This is a genomic window from Marinifilum flexuosum, assembly GCF_003610555.1.
In the GTDB taxonomy this organism is placed as follows: domain Bacteria; phylum Bacteroidota; class Bacteroidia; order Bacteroidales; family Marinifilaceae; genus Marinifilum; species Marinifilum flexuosum.
In genome coordinates this window covers 2,349,235-2,370,873 of sequence record NZ_RAPQ01000008.1, presented here as the reverse complement: position 1 = coordinate 2,370,873, position 21,639 = coordinate 2,349,235, and the positions used below count along the sequence as shown (strand labels likewise).

15 protein-coding genes are annotated in these 21,639 nt (G+C 34.7%); 13 read left to right on the top strand and 2 right to left on the bottom strand.

The genetic code is table 11. The features are described from left to right. Positions 1-342: 342 nt before the first annotated feature. The 3 genes from BXY64_RS09600 (at position 343) to BXY64_RS09590 (ending at position 5,637) form a co-directional block, all read left to right on the top strand. Complete coding sequence (locus BXY64_RS09600; protein WP_120239655.1) at positions 343-2,391, top strand: tetratricopeptide repeat protein; 2,049 nt, start codon at positions 343-345, stop codon at positions 2,389-2,391. Between the two features lie 153 nt (positions 2,392-2,544). Then, positions 2,545-4,161: an ABC-F family ATP-binding cassette domain-containing protein gene (locus BXY64_RS09595; RefSeq protein WP_110358831.1), complete on the top strand. Its 1,617-nt coding sequence runs from the start codon at positions 2,545-2,547 to the stop codon at positions 4,159-4,161. 297 nt (positions 4,162-4,458) lie between these two features. Further along, on the top strand, positions 4,459-5,637 hold the full coding sequence (locus tag BXY64_RS09590; RefSeq protein WP_120239654.1) for a phosphopentomutase: 1,179 nt from the start codon (positions 4,459-4,461) through the stop codon (positions 5,635-5,637). Positions 5,638-5,902: 265 nt separating this feature from the next. Here the strand turns inward: BXY64_RS09590 and BXY64_RS09585 are convergent, their stop codons facing one another. After that, positions 5,903-6,637 (bottom strand): copper homeostasis protein CutC, encoded by a 735-nt coding sequence (locus BXY64_RS09585; protein WP_120239653.1) that lies wholly within the window; start codon positions 6,635-6,637, stop codon positions 5,903-5,905. A gap of 200 nt (positions 6,638-6,837) precedes the next feature. Between BXY64_RS09585 and BXY64_RS09580 the strand changes: the two genes are divergently transcribed. Together BXY64_RS09580 and nadA are read left to right on the top strand one after the other, a co-directional pair. Beyond that, the gene (locus BXY64_RS09580) at positions 6,838-10,224 is read left to right on the top strand and encodes a ligand-binding sensor domain-containing protein (protein ID WP_120239652.1); all 3,387 of its coding nucleotides are present in this window, start codon (positions 6,838-6,840) and stop codon (positions 10,222-10,224) included. A 103-nt stretch (positions 10,225-10,327) separates the two neighbouring features. Continuing rightward, positions 10,328-11,254 carry a quinolinate synthase NadA gene (gene nadA, locus BXY64_RS09575; RefSeq protein WP_120239651.1) on the top strand — a complete coding sequence of 309 codons (927 nt, stop codon included), beginning with the start codon at positions 10,328-10,330 and terminating at the stop codon, positions 11,252-11,254. Positions 11,255-11,292: 38 nt separating this feature from the next. Here nadA and BXY64_RS09570 read toward each other — a convergent pair whose 3' ends face one another. Further along, a complete protein-coding gene (locus BXY64_RS09570) occupies positions 11,293-12,003 on the bottom strand; it encodes a hypothetical protein (RefSeq protein ID WP_120239650.1) in 711 nt (236 codons plus the stop codon). 249 nt (positions 12,004-12,252) lie between these two features. On the opposite strand from BXY64_RS09570, the gene BXY64_RS09565 reads away from it, so the two are divergent. The 8 genes from BXY64_RS09565 (at position 12,253) to BXY64_RS09530 (ending at position 21,629) form a co-directional block, all read left to right on the top strand. Continuing rightward, a complete protein-coding gene (locus BXY64_RS09565; RefSeq protein ID WP_120239649.1) occupies positions 12,253-13,557 on the top strand; it encodes a carboxypeptidase-like regulatory domain-containing protein in 1,305 nt (434 codons plus the stop codon). Between the two features lie 225 nt (positions 13,558-13,782). Further along, positions 13,783-14,337, top strand: coding sequence for an RNA polymerase sigma-70 factor (locus tag BXY64_RS09560; RefSeq protein WP_120239648.1), 555 nt, complete (start codon positions 13,783-13,785; stop codon positions 14,335-14,337). Positions 14,338-14,343: 6 nt separating this feature from the next. Continuing rightward, positions 14,344-15,339 (top strand): FecR family protein, encoded by a 996-nt coding sequence (locus BXY64_RS09555; protein WP_120239647.1) that lies wholly within the window; start codon positions 14,344-14,346, stop codon positions 15,337-15,339. Positions 15,340-15,378: 39 nt separating this feature from the next. Next, positions 15,379-16,923 carry a carboxypeptidase-like regulatory domain-containing protein gene (locus tag BXY64_RS09550; RefSeq protein WP_170150624.1) on the top strand — a complete coding sequence of 515 codons (1,545 nt, stop codon included), beginning with the start codon at positions 15,379-15,381 and terminating at the stop codon, positions 16,921-16,923. A 61-nt stretch (positions 16,924-16,984) separates the two neighbouring features. Beyond that, positions 16,985-17,398: a DUF5655 domain-containing protein gene (locus tag BXY64_RS09545; protein ID WP_120239645.1), complete on the top strand. Its 414-nt coding sequence runs from the start codon at positions 16,985-16,987 to the stop codon at positions 17,396-17,398. A 45-nt stretch (positions 17,399-17,443) separates the two neighbouring features. Continuing rightward, the gene (locus BXY64_RS09540; RefSeq protein ID WP_120239644.1) at positions 17,444-18,430 is read left to right on the top strand and encodes a lysylphosphatidylglycerol synthase transmembrane domain-containing protein; all 987 of its coding nucleotides are present in this window, start codon (positions 17,444-17,446) and stop codon (positions 18,428-18,430) included. A 383-nt stretch (positions 18,431-18,813) separates the two neighbouring features. After that, a complete protein-coding gene (locus BXY64_RS09535) occupies positions 18,814-20,058 on the top strand; it encodes a DEAD/DEAH box helicase (protein ID WP_120239643.1) in 1,245 nt (414 codons plus the stop codon). Between the two features lie 404 nt (positions 20,059-20,462). Continuing rightward, positions 20,463-21,629 carry a DUF819 family protein gene (locus BXY64_RS09530; RefSeq protein ID WP_120239642.1) on the top strand — a complete coding sequence of 389 codons (1,167 nt, stop codon included), beginning with the start codon at positions 20,463-20,465 and terminating at the stop codon, positions 21,627-21,629. Positions 21,630-21,639: the final 10 nt, after the last annotated feature.

Sequence of the window (21,639 nt, the reverse complement as noted above, 5' to 3'; positions counted from 1 at the left end):
TTTATACTCCTCCAAAAGTTGGTTAAATTTTGTAAAGCACTGCTATATATATATATATATTTAGGCTTTATTTAATTAAAATTAAAATTTTATGAATTTTTTCGAAGAACAATTGACCAATGAAGAACTAAACAAAGTATTCGGTGGTAATCCTGAAGAAGACAACAGAACGGATGTGGATTATGATGATGCTATAGGAGAAGTTCCTTAACAATTAGAAATCTTACTTGTAAAAATTTATGGACATTAGGAATAAACTAATGTCCATTTTTATTTTCATTTCTTTTTGCTGATATAATTACAGTTTTTCATATCTTAGTTTTTGCTAATCATTTTAATACTATGCAAAAACTACTTCTTTTTACATTCATACTTGCATTCACCATACAATCATTTGGTCAAAACAATTCGTTTGTAGATAGACAATTGGATTCCATACAAGATGTTCATGAACAGATCAAATTCTTAAACGATTGGACCGGAAAAAACTACAGAAAACACCTTAATGAAGCATTGTTTTATTCAGAAAAATGTCTTGAACTTGCGAATCAAGTTAATAACCATTCTGGTGCCGGAGATGCCTTAATAAGAATTGGATTAGTTCATAAAAGAAGAGGAAACAATAAGAAAGTTTTAAAATATTACACAGAGGCACTAGATCATTATAAAACAAGTAAAGATTCTGCTGGTATTAATAAAGCTCTGTTTAACAGAGGAAATATTTACAATAATCTTGAAAAATATGATTTGGCCTTAATAGATTATTTTAAATGTATTCATTATTTTAATAATGAGAAACAAATGAAGATGCTCGCAAGCGTTTATAACAATTTGGGCCTTGTATATAAAAACTTAAAAGATTATAAAAATGCATTAAATTATTATATAAAATCTATTGACGTAAGTTCAAGAAATAATATAACTTCTACTCTTTACCATTCAAATACAAATATCGCCAATATCTATTCCATCCAAAATAAATTTCAGGAAGCCTTAAACTACCACAAGAAAAACTTAGATGTACTTAAAGCAAAACCCAACAAATATCGTCTGGCGCAAACCTATCACAACATTGGTGCATGTTTTCTGGAAATGAAGCAATACGCCATGGCTATCGATTACCAAAAACAGAGTTTACAATTAAAGGAAAAAATAGGGAACAAGAATTTAATCATCACCTCTTTAAATGGACTATCTCAAGCCCATTATGTAATGGGAAATTTAGATGATGCATTAAACTATAGCAAAAGAGCTTATGAATTAGGAAAAGAAATTGGACATATTGATTATCAAAAAAATAGTGCATCCAGAATATTTCATATCCTAACCCATCAACACCAGGCGGATAGCGCCCTGCGTTATTGGGAAATATACGATCAGCTTAAAGATAGTTTGATTAACAAAGAGAGTTTAAAACAGGTAACCGAGATTCAGGCCAAATACGAAGCAGAAAAGAAAGAAGCGCAAATTGCTTTGCTAAAGAAAGAGAACAATAATAAGGCTATGCAACGTAATGGCCTAGTTGTTATATTGATACTAATTGCAGCTTATGCCGGATTTATAGTCTATTCGTATTACAGTAACAAAAAACTAACAAGATTACTTAGCCTACAAAAATCACGAATTGAGTGGTCGAAAGAACTTCTTGATTGCAGGAACAAAGAATTAAAAGTGTCGAACCAAACCAAAAATAAACTGTTCCAAATCATCTCTCATGATTTGCGTTCCCCTTTGGCTTCGGTATCGGGCATATCCCATTTAATACAAATTCTTTTGAGGCAAGGAAGATATCACGAATTAGATGAAACCAGCCAAGATTTGAACGAATGCGTAACAAGAGTTCTTAACCTCACCGATAACCTTTTGTCTTGGTCATTGAATCAATCTGGCAAATTGCCTTTTACACCTGTAGTTATCCCTGTCAAGAAACTTTTGTCTGGCATTTTGGAAATCTATAAAACTGGTGCTCAACAAAAAAACATTTTGTTGGAATTATCACTATCGCAAAATCTTTTTGTATATGCCGACCGACCAATGTTGGAAACCGTAGTACGTAACCTTTTAAACAATGCCTTAAAATTTACGCCCGAAGGTGGCTTAATTGTACTTGGGGCAGAAATGAAAGAAGATCACACCGAGATTTATATAGAAGACAGTGGTGTTGGAATATCCGATGAAGCAATTTCCCACATTTTTGAGTTGGATACTACAAGTAGTGGAACGCGCGGAGAAAAAGGAAATGGCTTGGGCTTGATACTATGTAAGGATTTTATCGAGAGAAATCATGGTAAAATTTGGGTAGAAAGTGAAGAAGGGCACGGAACAACATTTAGGTTTACAGTGCCAAATGCCGAAAAAATCTATGTAGAGGAATCGATATCTCATCAATAAAATAGTATTCATTTATAACTAGTAGAGACGTAGCGTGCTACGTCTTTACTTTTATGCGAACCATTTATTTACAAAAACTTCATGGCTTATATGTTTTATTAAAGAGAATAATTACTAATTTTGCGCCCTGAATTAATAAATGGTCTAGATAAAATGATTTCAGTTTCAAACTTATCAATTCAATTCGGGAAAAAACCCCTTTTCCAGGATGTTAATATAAAATTTACTCCAGGCAACTGTTATGGAGTTATTGGTGCTAATGGTGCTGGTAAATCAACTTTCCTTAAAATCCTTTCGGGAGAATTAGATTCTACTACAGGAAAAGTAATGATGGAACCAGGTGAAAGAATGGCTGTTCTTAAGCAGAACCACTTCGAATTCGACGAATTTACGGTTCTGGATACAGTAGTGATGGGACATGCTGAGCTTTGGGCCATCATGCAGGAAAAAAATGCCATTTACGCCAAGCCTGATTTTTCGGAAGAAGATGGTATTAAAGCATCTGAGTTGGAAGAAAAATTTGCCGAAATGGATGGTTGGAATGCTGAAAGCGATGCTGCCGAACTTTTAAGTGGTCTTGGCATTAAGGAAGCATTTCACTACAAAAGCATGAAGGAATTAAGTGGTAAGGAGAAAGTACGTGTGTTGCTTGCACAGGCACTTTTCGGTAACCCTGATAACTTGCTTCTGGATGAGCCTACCAATGATCTTGACCTTGAAACTGTAATGTGGTTGGAAAATTATTTGGCCAACTTTAACAATACTGTGATTGTTGTATCTCACGACCGTCACTTCTTGGATTCGGTATGTACGGATATTGTAGATATCGACTTCGGAAAAATTAAGATGTTCTCTGGTAACTACTCGTTCTGGTACGAGTCTAGTCAGTTGGCAGCTCGTCAGCAGGCACAGCAGAACAAAAAAGCTGAAGAGAAGAAGAAAGAGCTTCAAGAGTTTATTTCTCGATTTAGTGCCAATGTTGCAAAATCGAAACAAACAACTTCTCGTAAGAAGATGTTAGAGAAACTAAACATTGAAGACATTCAGCCATCAACTCGTCGTTACCCAGGTATTATTTTCCAACAGGAACGCGAAGCTGGTGATAAGATTTTCTCATGTATGGGATTGAGCAAAAGCATCGAAGGCGAAACCTTATTTAAAGATGTAGAGTTCACCATCGAAAAAGGAGAAAAAGTGGTATTCCTTTCAAAAGATCCACGTGCTATGTCTTCTCTTTTTGATATCATCAACGGAGATACTAAAGCGGATAGCGGATCATACGAATGGGGAGTTACCATTACTCCAGCCTACTTGCCATTGGATAACTCAAGCTTCTTCCAGGAACCACTTACTTTGATTGATTGGTTGGCACAATATTCTAATGATACCAGCGAAATTTACTTGCGTGGATATTTGGGTAAAATGTTGTTCTCTGGTGAGGATATCTACAAAAAAGCGGACGTTCTTTCAGGAGGTGAAAAAGTTCGTTGTATGGTATCTAGAATGATGCTAAAAGACGCCAACTTGTTGATTTTGGATACTCCAACCAACCACTTGGATTTGGAGTCGATTCAATCGTTCAACAATGCGCTTATCAACTTTGGTGGAACTGTATTGATGTCGTCTCATGACCACGAGTTTATTCAAACCGTAAGTACACGTATTATCGAATTAACTCCTAATGGAATTATCGATAAGTTGATGGATTACGATGATTACATTACAAGCGAGAAGATTAAAGAGCAACGTGAGAAAATGTATCAGGTATAAGTCTATATAAACCTTCAATATTTCATCCCCCGGGCGTTCGCGTTTGGGGGATCTTTTTTTCAATGAGCAATGAGCAATGAACAGTAAACAATGAATAATGAACAATTAGTAATTAGCATTAACTGGGATTTGAATTCATTTCGCTTGTTACTTGTTACCTGAAGCTGACTGCTGACCGCCTTGCTCTAATATTATTCAATATTAATTGTTAATTACTAATTGATCCCCTATCTTTGCAGCACTACAAAAACAACCCATCATCTGTATTTTTCGAAATACATAAAAACATTATACTTTATGATTCCAAAAATTGAACGTGCTACAATCGTAGTATTGGATAGCGCAGGTGTTGGTTATTTGCCAGATGCTGAAGAATTTGGTGATGTTGGATCGAACACCATCGGAAATATTGCAAAACATTGCGGAGGTATCAAGCTGCCAAACATGCAAAAACTTGGTTTAGGTAACATCATCGATATTGAAGGTGTTAAGCCTGAAAATAATGCCAATGGAGCTTATGGAAAAGCAGCTGAAGCATCGAAAGGTAAAGATACAACTACTGGCCACTGGGAAATTGCTGGTGTGAAATTAGAAAAAGCGTTCCCTACTTATACCAATGGATTTTCTGAGGAAACCATCAAATTATTCGAAGAACGAACCGGTAGAAAAGTAATGGCAAACAAGCCAGCTTCGGGAACAGCAATTCTTGATGAATATGGCGATGAGCAAATGAAAACAGGAAATTGGATTGTTTATACCTCTGCGGATCCTGTATTTCAAATTGCAGCACACGAAGAAGTAATTCCTTTGGAAGAGTTATACAAAGCTTGTGAAATTGCTTTAGAGATTTGTTCTGAGCATGAACCAGTAGCTCGTGTAATTGCTCGTCCATACCTGGGAAGCGGAAAAGGCAACTTTACTCGTACTGCCAACCGTCATGATTATTCGGTTACGCCTCCAAAACCAACCGTTCTTGATCGCTTAAAAGAGAACAATTTGGATGTAATTGGAATTGGTAAAACCAAAGATATTTTTGCAGGACAAGGAATCACCGATTCAAGAGGTACCAACAAAGACAATGTTGATGGTATTGAAAAAACACTTGTTGCTCTTGAAGAGGATTCAAAAGGATTAATCTTTACCAACCTTGTTGATTTTGACATGGTTTACGGGCACAGAAGAAATCCTGAAGGATACAAAGATGCCTTGGAAGAATTCGACAAGTACCTGCCACAAATTCAGGAAAAACTAAAAGAAGACGAAATTTTAATTTTAACAGCAGACCACGGTTGTGATCCAACCTATAAAGGAACCGATCATACAAGGGAATACATTCCCGTAATGGTATATGGTAAAAACATCAAACAGAATGTTAATCTGGGTACCAGAGCTACTTTTGCCGATATTGCAGCTACAGTTGAAGAATTGTTACTAGGCAATAAAGGGGAAGGAAGTTTTGCCAAAGACCTGTACTAAAATACTGAATTCAACTAAAAGTTTTCAAACCAATAAAAAGAGCTGTTTCATGATTGAAACAGCTCTTTTTATTCTGAAAGTCTTGAAAAGTTTGAATAGTGGAAAGGTAGAAAAGTTGTAAAATTCAATGGACAACACAATAATGCACTGACGCATAGTTCTAATTCCACAATCACACAATAAGAAAATTACACTCCCGATAGCTATCGCGACACGCAAAGTTTCATTTCTGTTGGTGATTCGCATTTCATCATGAAAGTTTTTATTATACTTGAAGCTTGCTTAAAACCTTCTTTATTTTCTCAGAATCTGCTTCGTAATATTCAAATTCGGGAATACTTCCCTCTCCTCCCATATTGATATTCGGATTCTGATATTCCATTTTACTCTTTACCAGCCTTTTGGCAGAACAATGAAACTCCCTGGCTCCTGTTACATCTCGAAGTTTGCCTATATTATCTTCGTTTACCCCGCTACCAAGCATTATGATGATTCTATTCTTTGCTTTTTCTACCAATTCTGCCAATAAGTCGATTCCTTCTTCTGCAGTTTGCATCCCACCCGAAGTAAGGATTCTGTCGACACCCATTTCCATTAATTCCTGCAATGCCTCAGTATGATTTTCAACCATATCGAATGCCCTGTGAAAGGTAAAACTCATTGGTTTTGCCAAATCAACCAGTTCTTTGGTTCGCTCGATGTCAATTTTTCCATCGGCAAGCAAAATACCTGATACAACACCTTCTACACCTTCTTTTTTACAAGATAGGATATCCTTCTTCATGCATTCAAATTCAACATCCGAATAACAAAAGTCGGCGCCTCTAGGTCTAATAATAACATGTACGGGGATGTCTACTTTTTCTTTTACCAATTGTATTGTAGCCAAACTTGGTGTTGTACCACCTTCATAAACACCAGCACACAATTCAATACGGTTGGCACCAGATTGTTCAGCAATTATTGCCGATTGCACAGAATAACAACAAATTTCTAACATTCTCTCTCAGGTTCTTTTCTAACATTAAGATTTAAAAAGGTAAAAGTAATTTTCTCTTCTCACAAAACACAATAAATTTTGAATCTGGAACGGTATTTTATACCAAATAGCTGATTTAACAATCTTTAATTTTATAAATTACGTAAAAAGAACTTTTTTCATTAATTTGTTGTGGATTGATTAACCCAGATTTACCCAACATGAACCACCAAAAAACATTTTTGCTGCTCCTTATTATTTTGTTGTCATTTGGCAATGTTTTCGCTCAACAAAATAACATTCGATTTAAACGTATTACAATTAATGATGGTCTGTCACTAAGTTCCGTTTACTGCATTTTTCAGGACTCTAAAGGCTTCATGTGGTTTGGAACCGAAGATGGTTTAAACCGATACGATGGCAAAAACTTTGTGATTTATCGAAGCAATCCCGATGATTTAAACACCATAACTCACAAATGGATAGAGCATATTTATGAAGATAGCAAAGGAAAATTATGGCTTGGCTCTCAAGGCGGACTCACTCAATTTGATCCTGTTCATGAACAATTTACACAATTTAGAGGCTTAGGAGTCAATAAAGCTTTAACAAACGACACCATTACACATTTGTATGAAGATTCTCATAAGCGTTTGTGGATTGGCACTTTAAATGGTATCAATTGCATTGATATTGAAAAGTTAAGTTCCATCAGTATTAAAAATTCACCAATCATTTCATCAAGGATTAATGGTATTCTCCAGATCAATTCCAATATCATCTTAATCGCAACAGATGTCGGATTGTACTCATACAGTCAAAAATCCAATCAAATCACAAAAGAGAAACTTTCTGATGGTCAGGATAGCATTCAAATCACGACCTTAGTTCAAACCCCTAAATCCATTTTGGTTGGGACCAACAATGGTTTTTATCTTCTCGATAAAAATCTAAAAGCCAAACACCAACATTTCCTTAAAGATATTGAAGTGGAAAGAATCATATTCGATAAAGACTCCACGATATGGATTTCTACCAATAACGCACTGCTCTATAAACCTAAAGATGCTGCACATTTTAAAAAGTCAGTAAAATCATTCGAATCAACAAATAGTCTTTCCATTAATACGGAAAAACCACTAATAATTGATAACAACAACAATTTATGGTTTGGCACATTTGGTTCAGGATTGTTTCGATTGGATACCAGGGAACAGAAAAAATACCACTACAAAAACAACTCTGCAGATTCTCAAAGTTTATCTGAAAACTCCATCAATTGCATTTACGAAGATAAAAATGGAGTTATTTGGATTGGAACCTTTGGAGCGGGTATTAGCATCTACGATCCTCAATTGCACAAATTCGATTTATTAAAACACGATCCTTTAGATTTAAATAGTTTACCAGGTAATTTTATTTGGTCTATTTGCGAAGATAAAGACGCTAATGTTTGGATAGGAACAAACAACCAAGGTCTTACACAATATCAGGTAAGTCAAGATACCTTTATCAGATATGATTTTAGACAATCCAGAAAGCTTCCGCATAAAGCCATTCGTAAAGTTTATGAAGATCGAAAAGGCCTGATTTGGATAGGTACTGATGGCGACGGTCTGATCCGTTATAATCCTTCAAATGGGAAAAGAAAATACTATACCAATAATTCAAACAACAAGCAATCGATTAGCAACAATTCCGTTCGTGTGATTTTTGAGGACAGCGAAGGTTTACTGTGGGTTGGCACACAAAATGGCTTAAATCTGCTTGATCCAAAAACAGAGAAATTCTCACAATTCAAACATTCGGATAATGATCCCAACAGCATTTCCCACAATTTTGTTTATTCAGTAATATTCGAGGATACCAAAGGAAACATTTGGGTAGGAACCTATGGCGGAGGTTTAAATGTATACAACAAAGAGTCAAAATCATTCAAAAGCTATACCTACACCAACAATTCTCAAAACACAATTTCAGACGATGTGGTATTCTCAATTTACGAAGAGAAAAATGGAACTTTGTGGATTGGCACGAACAACAAATTAAACAAGTTCAATCCCAACACTCAGCAATTTGAACATTTTGGAACAGAACACGGCTTACCAAATAATGTAATTTATGGAGTTCTTCCCGACAACAAAAACAATTTGTGGCTCAGCACCAATTCCGGAATATGTAAGTTCTCATTAAACAACCATTCTTGTAACAATTTTGATGTTCATGACGGATTGCAAAGCAATGAATTTAATGGAGGTGCATTCCACAAAGGAAAAAGTGGCTTGTTCTATTTTGGTGGAGTTTATGGATTAAATATTATCAATCCTGATAAAGAAATTACAGAAGATGCATTGTATGATGCTGTGCTCACAAAATTCGAGATTCATGGTCAGCCAGTAAATGTTCTTCCAGCAATTTCAAAAGGCAATAAAATATCCTATAACAAAGAAAACGACAGCTATGGTTTTTCAAAAAGCATTGCCTTTACTGATTCAATCGAATTGGATTATGAGCATCGATTCATTTCATTTGAATTCTCAACCTTGTCAAACTTTTCTCCCGACAAGGTTAATTATGCCTATCGACTTAAAGGCCTGGAAAAAAAATGGGTGTATTCTGAGAAAAGAAATTTTGCATCCTACTCTAACCTTTCGCCTGGCAAATATAGTTTCCAGGTAATTGCACAAAACCCTTACGGAAAATGGAGCGAAACTCCCAAAGAGTTGCAAATCATCATTCATCCCCCATTTTACATGACCTGGTGGTTTATTCTTCTTTTGGTAATGATTGCTAGTGGTATCATCGTTTTTGTATATGGTTATCTTTTAAACATTAAGACCAATAAACTACTCAGTGCACAAAACGAGAAAATTAAAACTGCCAATAAAAATCTTAAAGAATCGGAACAAAACCTTAAAGAGCTGGTTGCCACCAAAGACAAGTTTTTTAGAATTATATCTCATGACTTAAAAAATCCATTTACCAGCTTACTTTCGATTAGTGAGATGATTCATGAAAATTACGAACATGTTGAAGAGGAAGAAAAACAAATTGGCATTCGAAAAATTCATGAATCTGTAAAGCATATTTTCAATTTATTAGAAAATCTTCTTACCTGGTCACGTTCACAAACCGGAAAAATTGATTTTGAACCAAGTGAATTTGATTTGTGTGAATTGATATCAGACACATTAAGTCTATACGAAGCTTCAGCAGATAAAAAACAGATCAATCTCACTAAATTTTGCCCTGAAGAAATAAGGGTGAAAGCAGATCGGAACATGTGTAGTTCTGTTTTAAGAAACCTGATTAATAATGCAATCAAATTTTCTCATAATACCAGCGAGGTTTCGATCAGGGTTATTCCACACACCGATTTTCATGAAATTCAAATCATAGATCAAGGCATTGGAATTGATAAAGAGAACATAGACAAACTATTCAGAATTGACCTGAAATATAAATCATCGGGTACAGCAGGAGAAAAAGGTACAGGATTGGGATTACTCCTTTGCAAAGAATTTGTAGAAAATAACGGAGGACAGATAAAAGTGGAAAGCAAATTAGGTGAAGGAAGTACATTTCTATTTACTCTGCCCTCTGCTTAATTTTTAAGAACCTGTTAAAATAATCTGACTCCTCTTGGATTTCTCAAGAATTTAAAGATATTTGCATCTGTATTTATACAACTTTATAGCAAAGAAAAATTTGATGAGAGAGAAAGTTCTTCAACTGGCAAAAGAAAAGAATGCAGTTATTTTAGCACACTATTACCAAACTCCGGATATTCAGGAAATTGCGGATTTTAAAGGTGATAGCCTGGCACTTGCACAAAAGGCAACTGAAGTAGATGCAGATATTATTTTATTTGCGGGGGTTCATTTTATGGCCGAAACTGCAAAAATACTTAATCCTAATACCAAAGTTCTTCTTCCTGATTTGGAAGCTGGATGCTCATTGGCAGAATCATGCCCTGCAAGTGATTTTGCAAAATTCAAAGCAAAATATCCCGATCACATGGTGATCTCTTATATTAATTGTAGTGCAGAAATAAAGACCCTTTCTGATTTAATTTGCACATCAGGAAATGCTGTACAATTGGTTGAGTCATTGCCTAAAGATCAGAAAATAATATTCGCACCAGATAAAAACCTAGGTCGTTACATTAATGAAGTAACTGGTAGAGATATGGTTTTATGGGATGGAACTTGCGAGGTACACGATATTCTTTCAGCAGAAAAAATCATGAAAATGAAAGTTGAAAACCCTGATGCAACTTTAATCGCTCATCCAGAATGTCCTCAGCCTGTTTTAATGCTTGCTGATTTTGTTGGATCTACAACGGCTATGTTGAAATATACCAAAAACAGCGATGCTCAGAAATTTATTGTTGCTACCGAAACAGGAATTCTTCATCAAATGAAAAAAGATTCACCTGAAAAGGAATTTTTAATTGTTCCTGCTGATGAAACTTGCTCATGCAACGATTGTGCATACATGAAGTTAAATACCATGGAGAAAATTTATTTGGCTCTTAAAAATGAACAACCAGAAATCATCCTTCCCGATGATATCATGGAGAATGCCAAAGCTCCAATAGTTAAAATGCTTGAAATGTCGAAACAGTTAAATCTGTAATTGTATAAGAAAAGCCATCAAATGTGATGGCTTTTTTATTATTCCTTTATTTTTACTCCAGCTAATTCACAAGCTTCTTTGAAATGTAATTCATCAACTGCCCTGTATAAAACCGCAAAGGCTGAGTGTACCCAAACCAATGAAACAAACACACCTACAACAAGGCAAATAACACCCAGAATTATAATAAAGAACGATAGAATACCCATTCCCAGAATGGTCCAGAAGTAACCTTTGGTAAGATAATAACTTAGCTTTACAGCTTGAATTGGATCAACGTTTTTATCCATAACCAGATAAGGCACAAAAACCAATTTACACAATAGATATATACCTGGTATAATCAGCAAAATAAACCCAAAGCCGGTAATACCGATCACCAACAAATGACTCAAAATAACTACCAGGTATTTTTTAAAGCCTGAAAGTATTTCTTCGAATTGCGGCTCTTTCTTTCTGGCTGCATTTAAATATATCCAATCAAAACCATAATTAAATGGTGTAATGATCATCACATAGTAAATGAATCCAATTAAATTGAAAAAAGAAATCCCCACTGAATAAGAATCATCAACATTTTCCATGTATTGCTTATACCCCATTGGAATATCGAGTAACGCTGCAAGAATAACTGCCAGCAACAGAATCAAAAAATGATTCTTCAAAACATTCCATCCTTCTTGAAAACACCCTCCAATAGTCGGGTAAACTTTTAAAACCAGTTCCTCTTTACAGAAATCTACTTTCATATTAATTTAAATAATTATTTGCTTAATGAATCAAACTAAAATTACTTATAAAATCCGAAATGTCTATGCATTACTTATTATTAATAACCTACATGTATGAACTGAAGTTAATTACTCACAAATTAAAAAAAATAGAAGTTTTTAATAGGGTAAACTCAAACTCATGCATCATAGTAATAGAAACAGGAAATTGAACGATCGTAATTCCATATAAACAACAATAATATAAACAGATAAAAACATTTTGCCATGAGAACAAATTTTATTTCAAAAATTACCATTCTACTTTCGGCATTTTTATTATTGTCATCCATTTCTGTATCAGCAGGAGAATGGAAGAAAAAAAAGAAGAAAGAAAAGAATAAGGTACAGCATGTAATTGATACCTTAAAATACAATGTGTATAAAGGTAAAATACAAGATAAGGATTCTAAAGATCCTCTAATTTTTGCAACAATTGCTGTAAAAGGTGTTAATGTAGCCACTGTGTCAAACAATGAAGGCGAATTCTTACTAAAAATTGCTAAAGGCTTACCTGTTAGTAAAATTGAGATCAGCCATGTTGGATACAAAAATCTAGAAGTTGATATCAAATCATTAAAACCTAAGAAAAATGTATTACAACTTCAAATGGCCGTTGTTCCTCTAAATGAAATCAATATTTATCCTTTGGATCCTGAGCAATTGGTCAGAAGAATTTTAAAGAAGGTAGGTGAAAACTACTCAACAACGCCCAATATGATGGAAGGATTCTACAGAGAAACTGTTCGTAAAAACAGAAACTATGTAGCAATATCTGAAGCGATTGTTAACATTCACAAATCAGGCTATAAGCAAGCCAAATCAGACCAGGTACAGGTTTTTAAAGGAAGAAAAAGCCAAGATGTTAAGAAAATGGACACTCTTCTTTTTAAACTACAAGGTGGACCTGCAACAGCACTCTTACTTGATGTAATTAAAAATCCTTACAACTTGCTTTCCGAAGACTTTAGCCAAAGCTATAAGTTCAATTTAAAATCAATCACACAGATTAATGGGAAATTACATTACGTAATTGATTTTATTCAAAAGGAAGATGTTGACATTCCTCTATACTATGGATTACTTTATGTGGAAACTGAAAACCTGGCATTGACTAGTGCAAAATTCAGCTTAAATCTTGATAATCCAGAAGAAGCAAGCAGGTTATTTATTCGAAGAAAACCAATAGGTGTTAAAATAACTCCAACCTCTGCTGATTATATCGTGAATTATCATGAAAATGGAGGCAAATGGTATTTCAACTATGCTCGAGGAGAAATCAATTTCAAATGTAATTGGAAAAGAAAATTATTCAATACCAACTACAAAGCAATGACTGAAATTGCAATTACTGACAGAGATGATTCCAATGTTATTAAATTCAATCGACATGAAAAATTCAAACGAAATCAAGTAATGGTTGATGAAATTGGAAACTTTGCTGATAAGAATTTCTGGGGCGCCCATAACACAATTGAACCAGATCAATCTATTGAGGCAGCAATTCGAAAATTAAAAAGAAAAGCTCGTTAAATAAATAGCTTAACCTACTATTAACTGATAAAGCACTAATAATGGAAAGAATTACAAACTCTTTATTTGGGGATAACAAAGAGTAAATGTGGTTCTTTCCATTAATTCCTTAAGAAAACATCAAAAAAACACACTTTTAAATTAAACATATCTTAAGGAATTAATAACTAAATATCCTATATTAGAAAATTATTAAACTAATATATCAGGAATACGAAAACAAGAATGTCGGAAGATACAAACACCATATTATTAAGCATCCAAAAAGGCAATATTGAAGAGTTTGAAAAATTATTTAAGTTTTATTATCCACTATTATGTCATTATGCGGTAAAATTTGTCAAAAATCCAGATCAAGCAGAAGAAGTTGTTCAAAATCTATTTTGCCAAGTCTGGGAAGATAGAAAGAAACTAAAAATTCATACCTCTTTCAAAGCTTATTTGTACAAAGCAACCTACTTAAATAGCTTGCAATACTTAAGAAAAAAAGGAATTAGAAACCAATACGAAGATCATTTAAAAAACACCAGAATTAACGATTCAGCCACAAATCATAGCTTGGAGGAAAAGGAAATTCAAACCATTATACAAAACACACTATCAAATCTTCCAGAAAGATGCAGTAAAATATTTAAAATGAGTAGATTTGAAGGATTAAAATATCATGAAATAGCTGACAAACTTTCCATATCGGTAAAAACTGTTGAAGCCAATATGGGAAAAGCATTAAAGGCATTTCGCAAAAATTTAAAAGATTACGTTAGTATTATTGTGCTTTAAAATAAAATGAAGAACGAAACATCACATAACATTGAATGGGAAATCATTTCGAAGTATTTAAGCGGAGAAATGAGTGAGGAAGAAAAGGCAGCCTTTAAAAAGGTGATTGATTCGAACCCCGAATATGCTCAAATTATTGCAGCATCAGAAAAGGATTTGGGTTTGGTTGAAGATGTAATGCACATCAGAGAGCAATACAATGCTGATATTGCCTGGAACAAAGTAAACGACCAAATTACGAATAAGAAGAGTGGCAAAAAGATAATTCTTAATGCCAAGAGAGTTCTTCAGTTTGCAGCAATGATTATTGTAGTAATTGGCTTAGGTCTGATTTCTAACAAAGTTTACAATGAATACCTATCGCCTTATCAAACTTTTATTTCGAAAGCCCATGAAAGCAATAAATCCATTGTGCTTGCAGATGGTTCAACCATTACTCTAAACGGAGAAGCCAAACTGGTTTATCCAAGAAATTTTAATGATGACACCAGAAATGTAAGCCTGGAAGGTGAAGCTTTTTTTAATATTGCTAAAAACCCAAACAAAGCCTTTATTATTACAGCAAAAGATGCCGAAATTAAAGTATTGGGAACATCTTTTAATGTAATTGCCAAGGATGACAAAGTTGAAGTTCTGGTTAAATCTGGTAAAGTTAAATTTTCCGAGATCAACAATAAAGAATCGGTTATACTTGAAAAAGGTGATTTTGCGATTTTGAAAGAAAGCTTACTAAGCAAAAGCTTAATGAACGATGACAATTACTTATCGTGGAAAACGCAAAAGATGGTTTTTAGAAGAATGGAACTAAAAGAAGTTGCCAAAGTAATTGAAAGAACTTATCACGTTCAAATTCAATTTGAAAGCGATGAAATTGCAAAAGAGAAAATTAATACCACTTTCAATCAGGAATCGCTTAGTCATGTTTTAAATAATATCTGTATGTCATTTAATTTGACATATGAGAAAAAAGGTCAAACCATCATATTGAAAAAAGGAATTTAATTACTTATGGACAGTATTAAAACATATCAAAAGTACTCAATGAAAAAAAATACAATACTTTTCATTCTGCTATTTCTATGCTTTAATACCAAAGCTCAAATTCATTTATTGGATAAAAAGATAAACCTAAATTTATCTAAAACAACCATTGAAAATGCACTAGATAGCATTGAACAAAAAGCACAATGCTATTTCACCTACAACGCCAACCTTTTTAAAGATCGCAAGCCTCTGAACGTTAATATCAAAAATGAAAAACTTTCAAGTGTACTAAGAAAATTAATCCCTGACAAAGACCTTAATTTTCATGTTACCAAAAAACACATTGTTATTGTTCCGGTTAAAGAAGCATTAAATATTCCACCTCCTAAGGAAATTATACCATACATTTCTTACCGAAAATTAACTGGTATTGTTAAAGATTTGAATTCAAAGAAAGCATTACCATATGCCAGTATTGGAATAAGAGGAAAGCACGTGGGTACCATAAGCAACCAAGATGGTGAATTCTCACTAAGCATATCTTCAGAGAACTTAAATGATACCTTGGTATTTTCATATGTTGGATATCAGAATAATGAAATTGTTGTTTCTAATTTGAAGAAAAATCAAATTGAAGTGGAACTCAAAGAAGATTTTATTTCCCTTCAAGAAGTAATTATTCGTAATAATGATCCTTTGGCTTTGGTTCGTGCAGCCGTGCATAACATACACAAAAACTATCCTCAAAAATCAACGAACTTAACATCTTTTTACCGAGAATCTGTGATGAAAAATAACAAATACATGATTTATCTGGAATCGGTATTGGATATTTACAAAAGTTCCTATTCTAACCAAAATGCGCTGGAAAGAGTAAAAGTTTTTAAGAGCCGTAAAATTTACGATGTTACCAGATTAGATACCATTTCGTTTCGACTAAAGGGTGGAATTCAAGGATGTTTACAATTAGATATTGTAAAGAATCTACCAGAATTTCTTAGCGAAGATTATACTCATTTGTACAATTATCGTTTAGTGGATATCAGTACATACAACAATCGTTCGGTATACATTATTGAGTTTGAACCAAGACCCAAACTGAGTGAACCTTTATTGGAAGGAAGGTTGTTTATTGAAACTAATAACCTGGCCATCATTCGAGCCGAATTTGGTTACGAAAAGTATAGACTGAATGAGTTAAAAAACCGATTCATTGTAAAAGGCAGTTCAAAAACCAAGGCAAAACCAACCATGGTAAATTATGCTGTTAGCTATCGCGACATCAACGGAAAATATTATTTGAATCACGCTTTGGGGAGTCTAAAATTCAAAGTGAAAAATAAAAAGAAATTGTTCTCTAGTTATTTCTCCACTTCATTCGAGATGGCAACCACAAATATAAAATCAGAGGATGTTGTTCGATTTAAATACAGAGAATCCATAACACCAACAACCATTTTCTCCAATCACCGAACAATCTATGATCCTACTTTTTGGGGAAAAAGCAACGTTATAAAGCCCGAAGAGAGCATTCAAGATGCTTTAAAAAGGATCAACAATAGCATGCAACAAATTGCTTTGGGTAGGTCAGATCTAAATTAATCTGAGTTCGACCTTAAATTAAGATTTGTTGTATCTTTCCAAAAATTATTGAATTGTAAGTATGCCTTGGACTTGCCCCAATTGTAAACGAATTCTTCCCGGACCCAATCAATATCATTCGTGTTATATCACCGATAAAGAAACTCATACCAATAAAATGAATGATTGTGTAGTGGCTACCTTTGTTCAATTGGAAGAGTATGTAAAAACATTTGAAAACATTGAGGTTTTGTACCTAAAAACCTGCATTCAGTTTAAAATTGGCGCAAATTTCTTATCGGTTTACCCTAAAAAAGATCGACTCGTATTGGAATATCAACTCCATCAGGATGAAGATGTTTTCCCTGTAATCTTTTGCAAGCGAATATCTAAAAACAGAGTGCTTCATAGGCTTGTAATAGCGGAGCCAGAAGATTTCGATACACAAATAAAGGATTGGATAAAGGCTGCCTATTGGACCGTGAGGAAAAAATAATTTATATTTTTGCTTCTCCTCTAATTACAATTGAAATTTTAATAGATGATAAATAATATAAAAAGCATATTTAAAAACCTATCTGGTGTAATTATCGGAGCAGTATTCCTTTTTCTTACCCTACACGAAAAGCCATTAGGGCCTGTATGGGAGAGTTTGGCAGGAGCCGATTATTTTTTCATCTTTCTGAGTTTTCTATGCCTGTTTTTAGTCTTTTACTTAAGAGCATTGCGTTGGAAACTATTAATTGAAGAGGCAGGCGAAACTCCTAAATCCGATAAAGTATTTACCTCACTCCTTTTGGGATATTTCGTAAATAGTTTCACGCCTAAACTTGGCGAAATCATCCGTTGTACATCACTTCAAAAAAACTCGAAAGTTCCGGTGGCTGTTTCCATGGGAAGTGTAATGGCTGAACGTGCATATGACTTATTAATACTGGGGTTGGGAATTTTATGCATTTTCTTTATCGAATTGGAAAGACTTCAAGGAATTATTGATTCAACCATTGGTGGCATTTCACACATTTACGGATATCGTTACATCTATGTCTTGCCAATCTTTTTAATTCTCTTTGTTATTTTGTTTTTGGTTAGTCTTAAAAGACTTAAAAAATCAGAGAAACCAATTATCAAGAAAGTTGTGGGATTTTTGCAAAGCATGTTTGAATCACTAAAACAAGGTTTGTTGTTAAAAAAGAGATTCAAGTTTATCCTACTTACTCTCTTAATTTGGATGACACTGGTAATTCTAAATTACATTTACTTGCTATGTTTGCCTGAAACATCGGAATATTCGATCTTCTTTGCCGTGGTAATTTTATTTATTGGCGGATTAGGATGGGCACTACCAAGTCCGGGCGGAATAGGAACCACGCATTTCTTTTTGCTACAATTATTTTTGGCCTATCAGCTCGATGCCAATGCAGGAATTAGTTTTGGAATTTTATCCAACGGGCTAACTTTTATCGGAACCCTTGTGCTGGGTGGATATGGTTATTTTAGATATTGGGTAGAAATGAAGCGGGCATAAATAGCACATGGAGTAGTATTGGTATTACATACTGCGGTGCCCTGCACCTTAGGTTTTATTCAACTCATTTATTCTATAGAGACTTTAGTGCTACGCACTTTATCAATTTGTTTTTAATTAAAATCAATACGAAACAAGCCACAGAGTGGCGAAGTAATTATAGCAGAAAAGATGGTTAACAAAGAAAGCTGCAGCGCAGCGTGGCATAAGTATCTTTTACTAGCATTTAGACATTCTAAATCGGATCATCAATTAATAATTCATTGCATTATTGTAGATATTGCTTGCATGAAACAGAATTAATTGTGAAAATCAGAAAATGGATATGCCTGCAAACTCAGTTTTTACAACTATCTTTGTCGCAAATTTGAAGACAAAGAAGAATGAAGTTTAGTCAATATAACTTTTCTCCAGATATTAAGAAGAATCTGGAAACACTTGGTTTTAAAAGACCCACCGATATTCAGTACAAAGCCATTCCACCCATTGTAAAAGGTGAGGATGTTTTGGCTATTGCACAAACCGGTACCGGTAAAACGGCAGCCTTTGCCATTCCTATTATCGATAAAATTCACAAATCGAAGAAAAACAAAAGCAGTAAAGACATTAAATGTGTTGTAATGGTTCCTACTCGCGAGCTGGCAATACAAATTACCGAAGTGTTTCAGGAAGTTGGCAAGTACACCAAAGTAAAGAGCTTTTGCGTTTTTGGTGGCGTTGAACAAGATCCGCAAATTGCAAAATTGCAGAAAGGAATCGACATCTTAATTTCGACTCCAGGCAGAATGTTCGACCTTACAAGCCAAGGCTATATCAATTTGAGAAACATTGACACCCTGGTATTGGATGAAGCCGATCACATGTTGGATTTGGGCTTTATTAAAGACATTCAAGACCTAATTAAATTTTTGCCAAGAAACAGACAAACCTTATTCTTTTCGGCAACCATTACACCAAAAATTAAGAAGTTGGCCTATTCATTGGTTCGAAAAGCCATTCGCATTCAAATTTCACCGAAAGATCCGGTATCAAGAAATGTGGAGCATTCATTGGCATATGTAAAAATGGATGACAAGCGTTTCTTCCTGGAGCGCATTGCCAAAGAGCATGAGGAAAGTAAAATTTTGGTTTTTGTAAGAACCAAAGTTCGTGCAGAACGTGTACACAAAGCAATGGATCGTGTGGGCGTAAAAACTCAATTGATTCATGGCGATAGAGAACAAAAAGATCGATTGGCAGCTTTAAATGAATTTAAATCTGGCAAAGTAAAAATCTTAATTGCTACCGATGTAAGTGCTCGTGGAATTGACATTCCTAACGTAGATTACGTGGTAAACTACGACCTTCCTGATGTTTCTGAGAACTACGTACACCGTGTTGGACGTACAGGACGTGGCGTACAAAAAGGGACTGCCATTTCGTTTTGCTGCCCTGATACAGAAAAGGAACTTTTAAACGAAATTGAAGATTATCTTGGAGGGGAAATTCAAGTGATGGATATCTCACACCAGGAATACTCTGCAACCATCGACTTTTCGGAAGATTATTCAAAAAGTTTGAAAGAACTTATGGATGAAGCAGATGAATACTTCGAAAATCCAAAAAAGAAAAAAAGAAAGAAAAAGTAAAATACTTCGAGCTCAAACCAATATAGTTTGAGCTTTTCTTTTGAATATTTTAAGAGTCCAGGATTGTGATATTTCCTTTAAAAAGGTTTAGTATAACATCATGTCTTTGGGGCATTGGAAGGTCAAGCTGATTATACGCAGTAAACTTTTAGAAAGACGGAGAAGCTGAGAACTTGTTCGAAGATCACTCCGCCGCACTTAAAGTTTTCAAGTAGAAGCAGTTTTAGCTTACACGCCCTAGATTTTTTGTTTACTTTTTCATCAATGGAAAAAGTAAAAGCCTTCCGGCTTGAGGATATAGGGAAATTTTCAATCCTTGATTCAAATTATTTATTAAATTCGGTAAGCCATTTTGTTTGAACTCAAGCAAAATGGTCTAATACACTAATTTCAATATCTTATACATGCAATCACTTATCTCTCCCGAAAGCAACATGGTGTTGTTTTTCGTTGTGGCAGGTGCTGCCGCCTTTGGAATCTATTCAGAACACAAAAAATGGTTTGGAAAACTATCAGGTATCTTGGTTACCATGATTTCCATGTCCTTATTGGCAATGGCTGGAGTTGTTCCGGTAGCATCGAACCCAAACATTAAGGTAGATGTTTACGAATTGGTATTTTCGTACTTCATTCCCATTTCCATTCCTATGCTCCTGTTTAGTTCTAACATTGTAAAAATTGTAAAGGAAAGTGGCAAATTGCTTGTTGCTTACATTTTAGGAGCCATTGGGATTGTTTTGGGTTGTTTTTTAGCCTTCAACATTATCAATTTAGGTCCTGATTCGGGAAAAACTGCCGGGGTTATTGCGGCAACGCTTGTTGGTGGAAGTGTAAATTTTATAGCTGCTGCCGAAGCGCTTAATTTTAGTACAAACCCATTGTTTACAGCTACCATTGCTGTTGATAACTTTGTTTCCAACCTGTACACCCTATTCCTGTTTTTAACTCCTTCTCTCCTATTTTTGGCTCGCTTTTTTGTAAAGCCTAAGGCCGAAAATCGCGTAGAAGAAAGCTCAGCAAAAAAAGCAGAATATCCTATCACCATGGAGCGAATTGCCGTTTCGGTATTTATTGCAGCTTTCATTGCAGGTGCAGGTAGCTTTGTATCGCCTTATTTGCAAAGTCTTTTAAATACAGATATCAATTTAAGCATCCTAATCATTACGGTTTTTGCCGTGCTGGCAGCCAACCTGTTTCCTAAACTCTTACAACCTCTCGAAAACACCGCATTCTCGGTTGGTTTATGGATGATGTATGTGTTTTTGGCAGTAATTGGTGCCGCTACCAATATTCAGCAGATATTCAGTATCGGACCAGCAGTATTGGCTTTCTACCTAACCATTATGGTTTTCCACTTCTTGTTTCTACTGTCATTGGCCAAACTGTTCAAACTTGATGTTTACGAAGTGGTAATCTCTTCGGCTGCCAATATCATGGGCCCGTCGGTTGCTGCTCCTATGGCTGCATCCATGGGACAAAAGAAACTGGTTACACCTGGTATTTTAGTCGGAATTCTAGGCTATGTAATTGGTACTTTTATTGGCGTATCCATTGCCATCTATCTGAGTTAGATATATTTAT

Bases quoted from the DNA above. Each gene is read 5' to 3' on its own strand.
- BXY64_RS09600 (WP_120239655.1), top strand. From the start codon at position 343: ATGCAAAAACTACTTCTTTTTACATTCATACTTGCATTCACCATACAA.
- BXY64_RS09595 (WP_110358831.1), top strand. From the start codon at position 2,545: ATGATTTCAGTTTCAAACTTATCAATTCAATTCGGGAAAAAACCCCTT.
- BXY64_RS09590 (WP_120239654.1), top strand. From the start codon at position 4,459: ATGATTCCAAAAATTGAACGTGCTACAATCGTAGTATTGGATAGCGCA.
- BXY64_RS09585 (WP_120239653.1), bottom strand. From the start codon at position 6,637: ATGTTAGAAATTTGTTGTTATTCTGTGCAATCGGCAATAATTGCTGAA.
- BXY64_RS09580 (WP_120239652.1), top strand. From the start codon at position 6,838: ATGAACCACCAAAAAACATTTTTGCTGCTCCTTATTATTTTGTTGTCA.
- nadA (WP_120239651.1), top strand. From the start codon at position 10,328: ATGAGAGAGAAAGTTCTTCAACTGGCAAAAGAAAAGAATGCAGTTATT.
- BXY64_RS09570 (WP_120239650.1), bottom strand. From the start codon at position 12,003: ATGAAAGTAGATTTCTGTAAAGAGGAACTGGTTTTAAAAGTTTACCCG.
- BXY64_RS09565 (WP_120239649.1), top strand. From the start codon at position 12,253: ATGAGAACAAATTTTATTTCAAAAATTACCATTCTACTTTCGGCATTT.
- BXY64_RS09560 (WP_120239648.1), top strand. From the start codon at position 13,783: ATGTCGGAAGATACAAACACCATATTATTAAGCATCCAAAAAGGCAAT.
- BXY64_RS09555 (WP_120239647.1), top strand. From the start codon at position 14,344: ATGAAGAACGAAACATCACATAACATTGAATGGGAAATCATTTCGAAG.
- BXY64_RS09550 (WP_170150624.1), top strand. From the start codon at position 15,379: ATGAAAAAAAATACAATACTTTTCATTCTGCTATTTCTATGCTTTAAT.
- BXY64_RS09545 (WP_120239645.1), top strand. From the start codon at position 16,985: ATGCCTTGGACTTGCCCCAATTGTAAACGAATTCTTCCCGGACCCAAT.
- BXY64_RS09540 (WP_120239644.1), top strand. From the start codon at position 17,444: ATGATAAATAATATAAAAAGCATATTTAAAAACCTATCTGGTGTAATT.
- BXY64_RS09535 (WP_120239643.1), top strand. From the start codon at position 18,814: ATGAAGTTTAGTCAATATAACTTTTCTCCAGATATTAAGAAGAATCTG.
- BXY64_RS09530 (WP_120239642.1), top strand. From the start codon at position 20,463: ATGCAATCACTTATCTCTCCCGAAAGCAACATGGTGTTGTTTTTCGTT.